Raw genomic sequence first — 15,179 nt, 5'->3', positions numbered from 1 at the left:
CTCGCGGCGGCGCCGGTGGACGTCGCGCCGGCGCTCATGCCGCGGGCCGAGAGCGGCTGTTCGTCGGGAAGTTGATAACGTTCAGCGTCCAGGCGCACAACTTTCGAAAACTGGCGCGCACGACGAGAGCACGAGAAGAGGGCCCGTAGAATGGCCGGTGTCTTTCTCTTTGCGCTCGTAATCCTCGGTCAATGAAGTTCCTACGTGACCGGGCCGTCACGGTCGATCGATTGACCGACCCTGCGCAAAGAACTAAACCGCACCAAGCTCGTGAGGGCGCGCGGCTCTGCGCCCCGAGAAAGGAGGAGGACGAATGGAATCCAACGAGGCTTGGCCGCCGAAGCTCGCCGCCGCGCTGGTGTCGGCACGACGTGACGTGCGCGCCCTACCCAAGGATGGGACCAACGACCATCACAAGTACGACTACACGAGAGCAGAGACCATCATCGACGAGGGGCGACTGGTCTTGAACCGTGCGGGCCTGGTCTTCTCCCAAACGGCAGCGACCCTGGACGCAACAGCGGGTACCGATGGGAGGCAGGTGCCGATCTACCGGTGCACGTACGTGGTCTGCCACGAGAGCGGCGAATCGAGGTCGTGGGTGCGCGAGTGGCCGATCGTGGAAGCCAAGGGGAGGCCGCTCGACAAGGCAGGCGGCGGCGCGCTGACGACCGCGTACTCGTACGCGATCCGCGATCTGCTCGGCCTGCCTCGCGATGACGAGCTCGCCGCCATGGATCGCCGCGACGATCGCGACCACGATCCCGGGCGTACCTCGGACGGCGACGATGGCGATGCGAAGCGCTCCGACTCACGCGAGCCCTCACGGGCACAGGAGCAGCTCGAGAGCGACGACCCGTACAACGACGTTCTCGAGGCGATTCGGGGTGGCGCCCGCGGGGCCGAGCTCGAACGTCAGATCGCCGCAGCGCAGCTCCCCGAGGACAGCCGCAGGTCGCTCCGCTTCGTGCTGCGCGCCTACGAGGCAAGAGATACCTCCGAATTCGGCCGTGTTGGCGCGGACATCCGGGCCAGCGACATGCCACGGCCCTGGATCGAGCAGACCCTCGCGATCATCCGCCCGGCCTGGGATGCTCTTCAACGGAAGGCAGCGGCGTGAGGCGGCACCGCATCACGGCCAGCCGGATCGCGCTCGCGCGGCGCTGCTCCTGGTGGGCGCGCCCCGATGTAGACCTGCCCGAAGGCGAGTCTAGCCCCGCGGCCGACCTCGGCACGGCGCTGCACGCCCTGGCGGAGCAGGAGAGCGCGGCGGCTGCGGGCGATGACGACCTCGACGAGGCAGCCGTCGAGGCGCGTTTCCGCCAGCTCGTCTGCGGCGAAGCGGAGGAGCAGGCCGGCGCCGGCCTCGCGCCGGCCGAGCGGGCCGCGCTGGGCGAACTCGCCGCAGCATGGCGTGTGTGGTGGGGAGCCTGGCCGCACAGCGGCGCGCCGGCGAAGCGCGAGCGCGCCCTCGCGCTCGATGTGGCAACCGGCACGGCCCGGCCCCTCGTCGGTGCCGCTCACCGCGACTACGCGGACGCCACGCCGGACGAGGTACCAGGGACCGTGGACCTCCAGGTCGACGCCCTGGAGCAACCGGTCGTCGTCGACTACAAGACGGGCCGGGGCCCTCACGAAGTCGACGACCACGTCGACCAGCTCACGCACGGCGCGGCGTGCGTTGCGCGCATCACGGGCGCGCAGCGGGTCATCGTGGCGATCGCCTGGGTGACCCCCGAAGGCGTCCGCTGGTCGGAGCGCAAGCTCGACGCCTTCGACGTCGCGGTCTTCGTCGAGGAGCTGCGCCGCATGATCGCAGGCCTCCCGAAGGCACGGCCGCGCCCGGGGCTCCACTGCGACGACCTCTACTGCCCGGCGCGCTCCGTCTGCCCGGCCACGCGGGCACTGCTCCTCGAGGCGCAGGTGCCGCTCGAGGCACGCCGGCGCCTGCCCCTGGTCGGGCCCGTGAAGACTGAGGAGCAGGCGTTCGCGATCCTTGTCGCTGCGCCGCTCCTGCAGTCGTGGATCGGGGAGCGGCACAGGGCCGCGAAAACCTTCGCGGACGAGCACGACGGGGTGCGAGATCCGGGCTCGGGCAAGGTCTACAAGGGTCGCCCGCAGAAACGCGAGACGCCGCGACTCGACGTGCAGGGCGCGTTCGAGGTGCTGCGCGGCGTGCTTCCGCCCGAGGTCGTCCACGCGGCGGTCAAGACGACCAGCAAGACGAGCTTCGACGCGCTCGGGAAGGCGCTGCGCGCGGCGAAGGTCCAGGGCGCCAAGGACCTAGAGCAGCAGGCGCGCGATGCGCTCCGAAGAGCGGGAGCGCTGAAGGTCACCGAGTTCAAACATTACGAGTGGAAGAAGGAGAGCACTACATGAGCGACGGGATGAACAAGGTGTTCCTGCTGGGCAACCTGGGAGAGCACTCGGAGCTTCGCTTTACCCAGGGTGGACAGGCCGTGCTGAATTTTCGGATGGCGACTACGGAATCGTGGGCCGACAAGGACGGCGAGCGCAAGGAGCGCACGGAATGGCACAGCATCGTGGTCTGGGGAAAGCGCGCGGAGGCGCTTGAAAGATACCTTCTCAAGGGCTCCAAGGTGCTCGTCGAGGGGAAGCTCCGCACGTCCAGCTACGAGGACAAGGACGGCGTCCAGCGGTACAAGACCGAGATCCACGCCGACGAGCTCAAGCTGTGCGGCGGGTCCCGCGTCGAGCGGCGCGACGATGAGGGGGCTGATAGGCGCCCGCGTGACGATCGCGATGGCAGCGGCAAGGCCAGGGGGCGCGACGGCCACGAGGACCGCCGCGAGCGGGACGTCGACCGTCGACGGGACGACCGCGACCGCGGCCGAGGGAGGGGCGACGACCGCCGAGAGCGCTCCGTGGGGCGGCCGGTTGATGACCTCCCCTACTGAGGTGGCCACGCGTCTTCCCCGGGCGCCGCGGACGCACCACGACGAGATCCTGCTGCTCGTGGTGCGGCTCGGCGCGGGCGTGCGGAGGACGCCTAGCACGCGCCGCGCCAACCGCGGCGCCGCCCTCGGCGTCGCTGCCGCGGGCGGCGCCGAGGGGGCGCTCAGAGATACAAAATCGCCCCCTTCGCTCCCCGCGTTTTCAGCCCTTCTGCAGCGCCTCCGAGAACACCTAACCCCGCGACACGACATCGGTTTGCCTCACGAGCGTACAAAGGTATCTCGTGCAGAGATACCTTTGTCTCCGAGATACCTTTTCGGGCCCCTTCCGGCGGCGTCGGTCACGGTTGCTCGCAAACCCAACATCGATGGAGGTATGGCATGGCACGAGCGGATCTCGCCCGTGTATCGGCGCCCCTTGCTCTTCGTCAGGCAGACAACATCACGCGAGCGGTCGAGAGGAAGTGGCCGGAGGCGCCCGCCGGTGGATCGTTCAGCCCCAGGGGGCTCGACCAGTCCGCGACTACGACAGCAACGGCGACGCTCGCGATCCCGCTGGACGGGCTCACAATCACAGCGCCGCCTCCGGAGATGCTCTCGCAGAAGAACGTCGAGGCGGTCACCGGCATCCCGGCGCGCGTCTTTCTCGACACCATCCGCGCGCCGGGCTTCCCCCTGCCGGTCACGAAGCTCGGCAAGCTGCGCCTGGTCCAGCGCGAGGCGTTCGTTGCGTACCTGCGAGCGCTGGCCAGCGAGCCAGCGTCGCGCCGCGACGCAGACGCGGATGAGCGCGCGCGGGTTGCCGCTGTACTGGCCGCTGCCGGCCTCGAATCTGTCCCGCGCGCACGCGTGGACCGAGCGAGCGCTCCTCCCACCGGCGCTGGCCGTGGTAGGCTGCCGCCGAAGTAGAGCGGGCCCGCTCGACGCTACCAACGCCGGACGGGCCCTTGATCGACCCCCGCGCGAACGGAGACCGATCCATGACCGACGTACCCCAGCGGCGGGCGCGTGCCAAGCGCTCCCCTGCCCTCCCTTCATCGTCCCTTCCCGCATCCACGTCGACCGACCGACGTACGCGCGCGAGCCGCTCCGGCGGGCTCTCCTCGCCGGCGGCGGATGTAGCTGCGCCCGACGCGAGCCCGCCGGCCTCGGTCAGCACGATGGCGCGCCCGAAGCCGACCGTCCGTAGCGCCGGCAGGTCCGCAGGAGAGAAGCGAGCCAACGGCTCCGGCTCCGTCCGGCTGCGCGGGAAGACGTGGACCGCACGCCTCAGCCTCGGCGAGGCCGGTCGCCGCACGTTCAACCTTCCGACGTGCCGCACGGAGCAAGAAGCACACGCGCGGCTAGAGGTGCTGTCCGAGCTGGCAGGGCGACTGCTCGCCGCCGGTCAGATCGTGCTCGGCCTGCCGCTGCTGGAGCAGGCTGCCGCGCGCGAGGGAACCGCGCTCCGTGACGTCCGGCTCGCGATCGACCACCTGTGCAGGGGCGAAGCGCGCGCCCGCGCCTCCGGGGAAACCACCTTCGCCGAATTCGCCGAGCGGGTTGTTTCGGGAAAGCTGGCCGAGCAGTATCCGGATCATGTGAAGGCGATTCGTCGCCCGGATCTTTATCGAGGAAAGCTAAAATATCTGCTCGACGTACTCGGCCCTGTTCCTCTCGCGCGCCTCACGCTCGACCATGCGGACCGTGCGATGTCCCTGCTGCCAAGGCATCTGGGGACTGGATCGCGTCGAAATATTGCAGGTTTCATTCACCGCATCCTGGCGCTGGCAGCATACCCGGCGCGCGTCATTGGCAGTAACCCCTTGCCACGCGGCTGGGCCCCTAAGGCAGACGCCGACAAAGCAAAAGGATACTTGTACCCTGACGAGGATCAGCTCCTCATGGAGAGTACGTCGGTCCCGTTATGCTTCCGGATCTATTACGGCTTCCTCATCCGCGAGGGAATGCGAGCCGAAGAGGCCGGACAGCTGGAATGGTCGGACGTAGATCTCGAGCGCGGCGCAGTGGTTCTCGACGAGAACAAGACCGACGATCCCCGGGCTTGGGCGCTCTCACCAGACGTCGTGCGCGCGCTCCGGAAGTGGCGCGAGGTCTGCCCTGACAAGGTACGCGTCTTCGTAGGAAAGTGGGGCAGCAACTCTTTGCCGGGGCAGAACGGAGCGGCGCGCTTCAGAGACCACCTTCGACGCGCGGGAATTACTCGGCCTGAGCTGTTCGAGACCACGGATTCAAGGCTGAACATCCGCCTGCACGATACGCGTGCCACCTTCATCACGATCAAGCTCGCGAACGGCCGCACGGAGACGTGGATCTCCGACCGAACCGGGCATAGGTCGAGCGGCCAGATCCACCACTACAAGCGCGCCGCTCGCAAGGTCGCGGAGCTCGGCTTGGGCGACTTTGCCCCCTTGGATGAGGCGATCCCGGAATTGAGAGGCGACGAAGGCTCGGTAGGGGCAGGCGGCCCCGTGGGCGCAGCACCGGAAGCACGAGCGGCGAACGAAGCTGCCTCTGCGCTGCCCAGCCAGGCGCCGGCCGCGCGCGACGTTGCCGGGCCCCTCGAGGCGGACCTTGAAGCGCCCGAAAGCGGCCGGTTGGGCCCGCGTTGGGCCATACCGGAAGCCAGCGCAGTCGAGCATCGACCCGAAACGATTGAAATCATTGACCTTCATGCCGATCGCTCCGCGGCACCAGGGAAGTCTTGGAGGCACGTCCACCGGGAGATGGGTGCCACCCATCTTTCGCTGGAGGCACGTCCACCGGGAGACGGGTGCCACCCATCTCCCGGGTGGACGAGCCAGCTCACCGGGACGGGTTCACGGCGTGTCGCCCGCCCCGAACGGGGGCGCCGAGACGGCTTCCGGCTTCCTGGCGGGGGCTTTCCGGCGGGATCTCCCGAGGTCGTCGACCATCTCGACGCAGGGCGCCAGCAGGAACGCGGCGAGCGCCCCGCTCCCCGGGATCTCCGGGTCGGCGTGGCTCTCGATCTTCTGGATCATGCTTCGCGACGTCCTCGTGGGAGAAGGTGCGGCGAAAAGGTCTTCGGTCCGAAACCGAGCCGTCGCGACGACCAACCCGGTCACGTCGCCACCGCTGTGCCCCTGGCACCTCCCTTACTCCTCACACCCGCAGACGCCGCCGTGACGTGAGCAGCAGCCACGGTAAGACGAGCGGGCGCACAGGCAGCTCGGCGAGAGCGTGCCATCGCAGCATTGCACCCGGAGGCTCGCCTGTCGCCTCTCCTCGGCAGCCTCCCTCATCTGCTGCAGTCTCTCCTCGGCAGCCTCTCTCATCTGCCGCTGCTTCTCCTCCGCAGCCTCTCTGAGCTCCCGTCGCCGCCGTTCCTCTTCTTCCCGTCGTTGCCGGATCTGCTCCACCCGCGCGTCGACATCCGGCCGCAGTCGCGCGACCTGCGCGACGAGCGCAGCGCAGCGCTCCGACTGCCACACGTCGGTTCCCCGGAGCTCGTCCAGCGCGAGCTCCGCTTGGCTCAACGCGATCTCGGCGTCTTCCCACCGCCGCTGCGTTGCCCTGGCGGAGGCGACCTGCAGGTGACGCGCGATCGCCGGGGCGACGTCCTTGAACCGCGCGACGGCTCTCTGCTCCCTCTCCGCCCGCTCCCGCTCCTGCTCGGCGCGCTCCCGCTCTCTGCGGGCGGCTTCCTCCTCGGCCCGCCGCTGGACGGTCTCGCGCTCCTTCGTGTCGACGTCCGCCTCCGCGCGCGCGACGTCCTGCAGCGCCGCCCCCTCGACACAGGTGCGCCGTGCCTCCTGGAGATGCGACCGGGCTCGGTCGAAGCTCGACGCGTCCAGCGCCTCGTTCGCGCTGCGGCGCGCCTCCTCACAGGCGGCGAGCGCCGCCACACGGGCGCGCTCGTCGGCGCTATGCTTCGTGACGAAGCCCGCGAGGCCCACGCCGAGCAGGCCGGCTACAGCCGGGTAGGTCACCCACGGCGCCCGGCGCGACACCCGTGCAGCAGTCCCAAAGGGCTGCGGAGCCCCCGTGGCGCTGGCGCCGATCGCGATCGCCAGGCTGGCGATGACGCCTGCCCCGAGCACAACGAGCGCCACGGGCTCGCAGATCGAGCCGAGCACATAGAGCAACAACAGCGTGTAGACCTGCGTCCCGGCCCACCCGAGACCGACGCCGAGCCTGCCTCTGGCCTCACCGGTGTACCGGCCCTCCGATCGAGAGATCTCGCGGAGCACGAGCCGCCCAAGCAGGATCGCAGGCACGCCGGAGAGAGGTCCGAGCACCATGGCCGCAGCGCCCAGCCAGAAGAGCGTCTCGCTCGACGGATGGGGCCGAGGGAAGATTCCCTCCAGGCTGGGCACCGGGCTGGCGCTGAGGGGCGCGGCGGGCGCGGGCGGCGTGCTGGGCAGATCCTGGTCTACCATCGTCACTCCTCCAGCGCCGCGAGCGCCTCGTCGAGCCATCGGATCTGCTGCGCCTGCAGCTCGTCCGGGATCTCGTCGGCTCGGAGGGCCTCGAGCGCGGCGAGCAGGTGGCGACGTTTCGCTGCTGCGGTCTTGAGCCCATCCACCTTCTCCAGGACGGCATCGACCTCGATCCGGGAGGCTTCCAGAAGGAGTTGATCGCGCAGCTCCGGGAGTGTGATCCGATCCAGGCCGGCCCGCACGGCGCTCCTCCGTCCGGCCGGACCCTTCGCGGCGTCAAGCTTCGTGAGCGCCTGCTCGAGCATCTCCTGTTCCCGGGCCCGCAGCGCCCGCTCGCGGCGCGCCTGCTCCTCGACGCGGATCGCCTGCTGGCGCGCCTCCTCCTCGATCCTCTGCGCCTCCTCCTGCCTCCTCCGCGCTTCTTCCTCGCGTCGACGCTCCTGCTTGATCTCTGCCCGCAGCGCCTCGAGGCGCTCGGCCGCGTCCTCATGGCCGCCCTGAGCGACCAGCGTCTTGTACTCCCGCAGCGCGGCGGAGCGGGACTCGTGTTCTTCCAGCAACCGTGCCAGCTTGTAGCGCAGTCTGTGCGACAGCTCGGGGGCACAGCTCGGCGCATCCGTCGCTTGCCTGAGCGCCGTCGTTGCCTGCTCGATCTCGCCCAACGCGATGTGCGCATCGGCCAGCACGCACATGCCTAGGGGATAGGCGGGCTCCGAGGTGGAGAGCTCGAGTACATCGAGCGCCTTGCGCGGATCCCCGGCGAGCACCCGCATCTGGGCGAGTGCAACCGCGACGCTACCGGCTCCCCCGCCCTCCGGGCGGAACGACAGCGGCGCCGGCAGCCCGGGGAAGGCCAGTGCCATGCCCGACGAAAGCCGACCGATGCTCGAGGCGCGAGCATCGGCACGTTCCAGGGCCGCGAGTGCGTCCTGGTGTCGTGCCCGGCTTGCGGCGTCGGCGGCGACGAGCAGCCACGCGTCGGCCTCGTGCCTTCCACGGTGCTCGAGTGCCCGGAGCAGCGCCGCGGCTTGACCGTTCGAGGCGTGGAGGGCCGCGACGGTGTCGAAGAACAGCACTTTCAGGCGCTCGCGCCAGATCAGCCGGACGACTCGGTAGATCGCATAGACGACGCCCCCGACCCCGAGGAAGAGCCAGACGGACGGGATCATGAGAATCGTCACGATCGCGAACAGGACCAGCGCAATAACGCCGGCCAGCGCGACGATTACCGCGAGCACCACGAGGGGGTGCCCGCGCTTGCCCCTCGATTCCCCCTGCGTGGACGGCGCGAGACGCAGGCGGTAAACGGCATAGCCTACCCCGACGAGCCCCAGCGCGATCCACGGGTACGGCGTCGCGAGCGCCGCGCCGATCGCGGACAGGATCGCCGCGAGCACGTACAAGCCCAACCCGATCGCTGCCAGAATCGCCAGCGCTCCGGCCGCTCCGCCACGCCGCCGGCCTGTCCGTGGAACGCGCACGCGAGGGAAGAGCCGAGGGCTACGACGTCCCATTCGCCACGGTCAGCTTCGGCGGTGACGCCCCTGCTTGTCAACACGCCCTTGCAAGACGGTGAGACAGCATCGCTCCTGATCCGACGGGGCGGTACATGCCCACCATGTCGCGCCGCCGGCTCGGAGGCAGCGATCTCTGTGCGCTCCGCGCCGGTCTTCAGGCCAGCCGACCTGAAGGTCAGCGATGAGGCGGGCCGTCTCACTCTGGAGACGCGACGAGCAGATGCGGCAGCACCGGTGTCGTATTCACACGCTCCAGCCACAGACCCGCGCTAGTGAGCAGCCGTACAAACTCCTGTCGTATCCGCTCCCGGCCGCCTGTCACCGTCAAGAGGGGCACCGAGCTCCACCGCTGCTGCCAGGGTCTCGGTCTTCCAGACACCCACCAGGTCTGCTGAAAGTACCGCGAACTCGCTTCATGATGCGGCCCGCAGCACGGTCACCGTGCATCCACCCTCATCGATGACCTCCAGCGACCGATCAAAGCGCTCCACGCGCGCCTGGCCGTTGTAGAACGGCTCCACCATCGCGAACCGCTGCGCATACGCGGGCTGCCCGCGGCCATCCACGTGCATCCACCCCCGCTCATCGCGCGCGCGTGCGAAGCCCTTGTGGAATACATCCAGGTCGAGGTAACGGTGACCGTGGACGAGCTCGCCGCGTGCATCGATGTGTGTGGAACGGCCATCCTCGCCCTGTGCGACCGCTACGCCGTCGCGGTAATCGCCCGCGTAGCGCCACCGCGCTGAGGACACGGGGCGTCCGGCCTGATCGATGTGACCGTACAGTCCCTCGCTGTCGCGGACCACGCACCGGCCGTCCTGGTAGTTGCCGCACCAGGAGTACCGCTCTGGATAGAGCTCGGCGCCATCCGGCAGGATGTGATGCCAGCCCTCGGAACTCGAGACGGCAGCGCGACCTTCGTAGAACCCGAAGGTCCTCTGGAACCTCCGCGGGTAGGCGGGGTCACCGCGACCATCGATGTGCCAGGCCGCGCTGCCACGCCGCACGGGCGCCAGGCCCGGGGCGTGGAACGCGAGCACCTCATCGAAGCGTGCCGCGTACAGCGGCTCGCCGTCCAGAAGGTGGTGCGTCCGCTCCGGGGCGACCCGGGCACGTCGCCAGTCATTCATGGCTCACCCGCCGGCCGCCGCATGTTGCACCCCAGGCAGAGCGCACGGGTCCGGTAGGTCTTGAGCATCCGCTGGTACGATTCGCCGTTCCAGATCTCCATCAGCTCCGCGTCGTGGAGATTGCCGAAATCGCCGAGCGTCCTGCGCTGCGCGTCCGGGGCGCAGCACGGGTCGAAGCGCCCCTCGGCGCTAATCCACACCTCCTGGCCAAGAAACGGGCAGCGGCCTCCCGAGGCCAGGTCCTCGGGCGCGGACTCGTCGAGCAGAAAGATGTTCTCGAGCAGCACGTGCTTGCCGTTCGGCAGCACCCGCTCCAACGCCGCCTCTCGCGCGGCCAGCACGGCGTCATTCCAGCGCCGGATCGCCCCGGCATCGCGGCGCATGGAGAGCGGCTTAATCTCCTCGAAGTGAGCCCACAGGTGGTGCCCCTTGACGCGGTCCACGCCTAGGCGGACGGCGAGCCGCACGATGTCGGCGAGCTCGGCGACATTCGCCTCCATGAACGTGAGCTGGAACGTAACCCGGCAACGGTTCCCGCCGGCGGCGGCATGCGCGTCACGGACGGCGATGAACGCCTGCACGTTCTCGATCACGGCCTCCCAGCGGGACCCGAGCATGATCAGCTCGTGCGTCTGCCGGGTAGCCCCGTTCCAGGAGATCTTCACGTCGGAGGTAATCGGCACGAGCCGTTCGGCCCACTCCCGGGCACCCCGTCGCGGGAAGGTGCCGTTCGTGGTCAGGTTGAGCTTGACCCCGTGCTCCCGGCACAGGTCGACGATATCATCGAAATGGTCATACAGGAGCGGCTCGCCCATGGTCGAAGGGATCACCTCGCGGAGACCGTGGCCGGCCGCCTGCGCGAGGACGCGACGCACAAGCTCGATCGGCATCAGGCGGCGCGGCTTTCCAGCGGCCTTCCGTGCCTCCTGGAGAGGGCTGTGCGGCGAGTGCTCCTCGCACATGATGCAGCGGAGGTTGCAGGTGTCCGGGTTCGTGTCGAACGTGATGCGCCATGGCCCCCGGCCGGGCTCGATCCGAGCGGCGTCGCGGCGGGCGATGACCTCGGCGTAGATGTGCTCCATCGCGTCGACGTGGCCCGCGAGGTCGGGCACGTGCCCCGACGCGCACTGCGCGTATCCGCGCTGGCCGAGGCGGCGGGCGAGCGCGGGATCGTCGGCGAGGCGCTGCATCTGGCGCGCCATCGAGGCAGGATCGCGGTGCTCGAAGAGGAGGCCGTTGGCCTCGTGGTGCACGTACTCGGCCATGCCGCCGGCGTTCGCGGTGATCACCGGCACGCGCGCCTCCAGCGCCTCGTGAATGACGAGCGGCGAGTTCTCGACCCAGATCGAGGGCACGACGATGCAATCGACCCTGTCGAAGACGTCGCGCACGATGTCCTCGTTGCGGTACTCGGGCAGCCACTCGACGCGTGCGGCCGCGTCCCCCGGCAGCCGCTGCGCGATCGCGCGGAGCGCCTCGGTGTCCTGCCCGCGCGGTCGGCCCCAGATGCGGAGCCGAGCGTCTCCCCTCACCTGGCCGAAGGCCTCGAGGAGCTGATGGATCCCTTTCGCGGGGATGTGCGTCCCGATGTACCCGAACGTGAACGGTTCCCCGGGGGTTCGCGCACGCCCGCCGAGGCGGGAGAGATCGAAGCCATAGTCCAGGTAGACCAGCTTGCGCTCCGGCAGACCGAACGCCTGCCGGTATCGGCGCTCCAGGTAGCGCGCTGGTGCGATGAACAGGTCTACGAGATCGGTCATCTCGCGCACGTGGCGCATCCGGCGCGCGACCCAGCCGGTCCAGTAGGCGACGTCTTCCTCGCGCTCGTCCGGCGCGCCCGAGAAGAAGCGCGCGTAGCAACGCTCGGCGCACTTCCGGTCCTCCTGGCCGTCGCACGCCGCCCACAGATCGTCGGGGTCCGCCGGGTGCGTCTGCATGAACTGCCCGCGCGGGCACATCACCCAGTAATCGTGCAGCGTGTACACGACGGGGATCCCTCGCCCCGCGGCCTCGGCGACGAGCGACGTCGAGAGGTGGTTGAGGTGTCCGATGTGGACCACGTCGGGCCGGAGCCGATCGCAGAGCTCTGCGAAGCGCTGGTCGACGCCCGCGTGCCGGTAGCCGTCCCGGACGCGCGGCGTGTTGACGAGGTGGAGCGAGATGCGCGGATCGCCGCTGTCCTTCTCGTGGCGGACCGCATAATCCGGCGCGAACGGGTCCTCCTCGCGCGTGAAGACGTGGACCTCGTGGCGCGCGGCGAGGCCGCGACAGAGCGTCTGCGTGTAGACCTCCGAGCCCGCGTTGTAGCGCATCGGGTAGCCGTGGATGACCTGTAGGATCTTCATGTGTTCTCCTCGACACGGTCACAGGCTTCCAGCTCGCGCCAGAAATCGCACCTCTTGAGCCCCATCGCAATAGCTTCCTGACGGGCCAGCTCCGCCAGTCGGCAGGCGCCGGCGTGATCGCCCTGCGCCCCGCGGAGCCGCGCACGGAGGAGGAAGAGCCAGGGGACACGGACGTGGTAACAGGTCTTGCGGAGGAGCACCTCGGCGGCGTCGAGCTGTTCGGCCGCCTCGTCCAGGACGTCCTGGACGAGCGCCACACGGGCCGTGGTAAGCGCCGCATGTGCCTCCACGAGACGGAAACCACGCCCTTCATAGATCCGCCGGGCCTCGTCGAGGTGTCTCCGAGCCCGGAGGACGTCCCGGTGTGCCCAGAACGAAGCGCAATCGATGTGACAAGGCGCGAGGTGGTCAATCCGCCCGGATTGCTGGACGAGCGCCACGGCCTCATCGAACTGCAGGATCGCGTCGTCCGGCCGACTCAGCGCGTCGAGCGTCCGGGCGAGCGCGCGCGCGGCCATGCCGCGGCTGAGCAGCGACCTGGCGTCGGGATCGTCGCCGCGACTCAGCTCGACGCCCCGCGCCGCGCGGTCATGGGCGAGCTCCACCTCACCGAGATCGAGCAGCAGTACGGCGTGGCTCGCGAAGGAGTGATGCGCCACCCCCAGGTGTCCCTCGCTCTCCCGTTCGCCGATCTGCTCGACCTCCTCGAAGGCGGCGCGAGCCTCGCGCAACCGGCCCAGCCGGTGCATGAGGTGGGCACGAAAATCGCGCGCGACGAGGCGAGGACGCAGCTCCCCGGAAGCGTCAGCGTGACGCACGGCGCTCTCCGCGTGCTCGAGCGCCTTCATGATGTCGCCCTCCAGCGAAAACACCGACGCCAGGTTGCGCGCGGACTCCGCTGCTTCTCCGGTCAGCCCTGCGTTGATCGCTGTCGTCACGGCGCTCTCCAGGAGACGCACGGCGCCGCGAACGTCCCCATGCGCGCGCAGGAGCACCCCCGCGCTGTTCTCGAGCCAGTGCCGCTGCCACGGAGCGAGCTCCCCCGGGAGATGAAAGCTGCTCCGGTCGAAGAAGGCGAGAAAGGCGCACTGGTCCTCGGCCACGGCGCCGTGCCGCTTGAGGCTGGTGTGGCGCTCTCCCTGGCGGATACGGTCATATAAGACCTCGAACGACTCGGCCCACCGCTCGGCCCGAACGCCGTGCGCGACCGCTGCGTAGAGCGGATCGAGGTCCTCGCGGCGGCCCGCTCCCGCGCCGGCGGTGAGAGGCTGGTCGCGGAACCGCTCGAACAGAACCTCGTGTGCGGCGCGGACCCCCGCGGGATCGACCGCCTCGAGGCGGCGTCGCCAGTAGCCGCGCACGAGGGGGTGCTGATCCCAGGCGCCCGTGTCCGTCGTCAGGAGCAGCGCGGTCTTCGCCAGGCGCGCGCAGGTCCGCCGGAGCTCCTCGCGCGAAGCGTCGCCGATGGACGCCGCGAAGCCGGTGGCGCGTGGATGGGCGCCGACCGCGGCGAGCGTGGCGAGATCCACGGGCCGCTCGCAGAGCGCGACGACGCCGAGCACCGCGTGGGCCTCGGGTTTCAAGCGCGCTTCGTAGAAGGAGAGGATACGCTGGATCCGGCCGCCCTCGTCGAGTTTCTCGGCACCAAAATCAAGATGATCGGCCGCGAGGACGTCGCCCCCGTGCGCCTCGCTCAAGTAGTCGGCCACGAGGGCGAGGGAGAGGGCGTGGCGGCGTAGGCGGCCGGCCAGGCGCCCGAGCTGCTCCTCGGACCCACACACTTTTCGGCTCCGCAGCACCTGGATGGCGGACGCCACGTCGACGGGGCCGAGCTCGATCCTGCGAACGCCGGTCCCCTCGAGATCGAAGGGTGGCCGCGTGGTGATCACGCATAGCCCGCTGTACATCTGAGATGCCAGATTGCGAACCAGCATCCGGATGGGTCTGTCGATGAGCTCTCCTCGATCGTCCTGCAGCGGCTCCAACCCGTCGAGGACCACGAGCGTGCGGCGCTCACGTATGCGCCGGACCAGACGGCTCACGCTCTCCAGCGGATCTTGAGACGGACTCTCGCCGAGCGCGTCGAGCAACACGGACACGGCGGCGGAGCCGTAAGGGCCTCCGCCGCGGTCCTGATCCTCGATGGAACAGGAGATCACGGCGTCGACTCCGCCGTAGGCCGGTTGCAGGCCGTCGAGCCACGTCCGGACGAGCTGCGTCTTGCCGGCGCCGCCTTCCCCGATCACCACGACGACATGGACAGCGTCATTGTCGAGCGCGTCGTCCAGCAACTTCTTCTCCTGCTCACGGCCCACGATCCCTCGCCCAGGCGATGGAAGGCCGCCAAGCGCAACACCACACCTCGGCCCGAGCCGGGCCGCCCGCAGCGCATTGCCGACGCGGCGCGCGGCCGCGTCGAGGGCTGCGGCGCGATCGGCGGCGCTCGCCACCGGCACGGAATCCTGCACCGACCTGAATCGACGCAGCACCTCGTCGGCGTCGTCGATGCACGCTTCCCATCGCACGAGCGAGACTTCGGCCCGCCTCCGGGACATCAGGGCAGGACGGGCGACACGGGTCCACTCGGTCCAGTCGAGCAGCCGGGCGGAGACGAGGATGACCACGTGTGTGGCGGCACGGAGGCGCTTCTCGAGCTCGCGCTCCACGTGCTCGCCGGCCGCGATCCAGCCGTCCAAGAGCTCGACCCCGTCCTTGCGGCACACCTGCTCGAGGTAAGGGCGAAGCGCCTTTGCGCTGTCGTCGTCGGCCGGACAGTGGAGCAGGAGGAGCTGCATCCCGAGGAGAGGATCGCACGAAAGCACACGGCAGGGCAGCGGCGTGGCCCTTGATGGTCGCGGGGGCAGGAGCGCCG

Annotated in this window: 10 protein-coding genes; 5 read left to right on the top strand and 5 right to left on the bottom strand. The window is 69.5% G+C overall.

The genetic code is table 11. The features are described 5' to 3' along the window. Positions 1-313: 313 nt before the first annotated feature. The 5 genes from WMF33_RS18985 (at position 314) to WMF33_RS18965 (ending at position 6,067) form a co-directional block, all read left to right on the top strand. Positions 314-1,120 carry an ERF family protein gene (locus WMF33_RS18985; RefSeq protein ID WP_437338449.1) on the top strand — a complete coding sequence of 269 codons (807 nt, stop codon included), beginning with the start codon at positions 314-316 and terminating at the stop codon, positions 1,118-1,120. After that, positions 1,117-2,379, top strand: a complete 1,263-nt coding sequence (locus tag WMF33_RS18980) for a PD-(D/E)XK nuclease family protein (protein WP_437338448.1) — start codon at positions 1,117-1,119, stop codon at positions 2,377-2,379. Before WMF33_RS18985 ends, WMF33_RS18980 begins: the two co-directional genes overlap by 4 nt. After that, positions 2,376-2,918 carry a single-stranded DNA-binding protein gene (locus WMF33_RS18975; RefSeq protein WP_437338447.1) on the top strand — a complete coding sequence of 181 codons (543 nt, stop codon included), beginning with the start codon at positions 2,376-2,378 and terminating at the stop codon, positions 2,916-2,918. The genes WMF33_RS18980 and WMF33_RS18975 overlap by 4 nt, the downstream gene beginning before the upstream one ends. A 378-nt stretch (positions 2,919-3,296) precedes the next feature. Continuing rightward, positions 3,297-3,824, top strand: a complete 528-nt coding sequence (locus tag WMF33_RS18970) for a hypothetical protein (protein ID WP_437338446.1) — start codon at positions 3,297-3,299, stop codon at positions 3,822-3,824. A 440-nt stretch (positions 3,825-4,264) separates the two neighbouring features. After that, positions 4,265-6,067 carry a tyrosine-type recombinase/integrase gene (locus tag WMF33_RS18965; protein ID WP_437338445.1) on the top strand — a complete coding sequence of 601 codons (1,803 nt, stop codon included), beginning with the start codon at positions 4,265-4,267 and terminating at the stop codon, positions 6,065-6,067. Here WMF33_RS18965 and WMF33_RS18960 read toward each other — a convergent pair. The 5 genes from WMF33_RS18960 to WMF33_RS18940 all read right to left on the bottom strand — a co-directional run bounded on the left by WMF33_RS18960 (position 6,032) and on the right by WMF33_RS18940 (position 15,102). Then, positions 6,032-7,315, bottom strand: coding sequence for a hypothetical protein (locus WMF33_RS18960; protein WP_437338444.1), 1,284 nt, complete (start codon positions 7,313-7,315; stop codon positions 6,032-6,034). The genes WMF33_RS18965 and WMF33_RS18960 overlap by 36 nt on opposite strands. A 2-nt stretch (positions 7,316-7,317) precedes the next feature. Beyond that, positions 7,318-8,718, bottom strand: a complete 1,401-nt coding sequence (locus WMF33_RS18955; protein ID WP_437338443.1) for a hypothetical protein — start codon at positions 8,716-8,718, stop codon at positions 7,318-7,320. Positions 8,719-9,245: 527 nt separating this feature from the next. Beyond that, positions 9,246-9,962 carry a WG repeat-containing protein gene (locus WMF33_RS18950; protein WP_437338442.1) on the bottom strand — a complete coding sequence of 239 codons (717 nt, stop codon included), beginning with the start codon at positions 9,960-9,962 and terminating at the stop codon, positions 9,246-9,248. Beyond that, complete coding sequence (locus WMF33_RS18945; RefSeq protein ID WP_437338441.1) at positions 9,959-12,307, bottom strand: glycosyltransferase; 2,349 nt, start codon at positions 12,305-12,307, stop codon at positions 9,959-9,961. Before WMF33_RS18945 ends, WMF33_RS18950 begins: the two co-directional genes overlap by 4 nt. Then, entirely contained in the window at positions 12,304-15,102 is a 2,799-nt protein-coding gene (locus WMF33_RS18940) for an AAA family ATPase (protein WP_437338440.1), read from the bottom strand. The genes WMF33_RS18945 and WMF33_RS18940 overlap by 4 nt, the downstream gene beginning before the upstream one ends. Between the last annotated feature and the right edge of the window lie 77 nt (positions 15,103-15,179).

The sequence above is a fragment of the Sorangium sp. So ce394 genome (genome assembly GCF_051474665.1).
Classification (GTDB): Bacteria; Myxococcota_A; Polyangia; order Polyangiales; family Polyangiaceae; genus Sorangium; species Sorangium cellulosum_D.
Note: the sequence above shows the minus strand (reverse complement) of the source record. Positions and strands in the feature narration are given on the sequence as shown.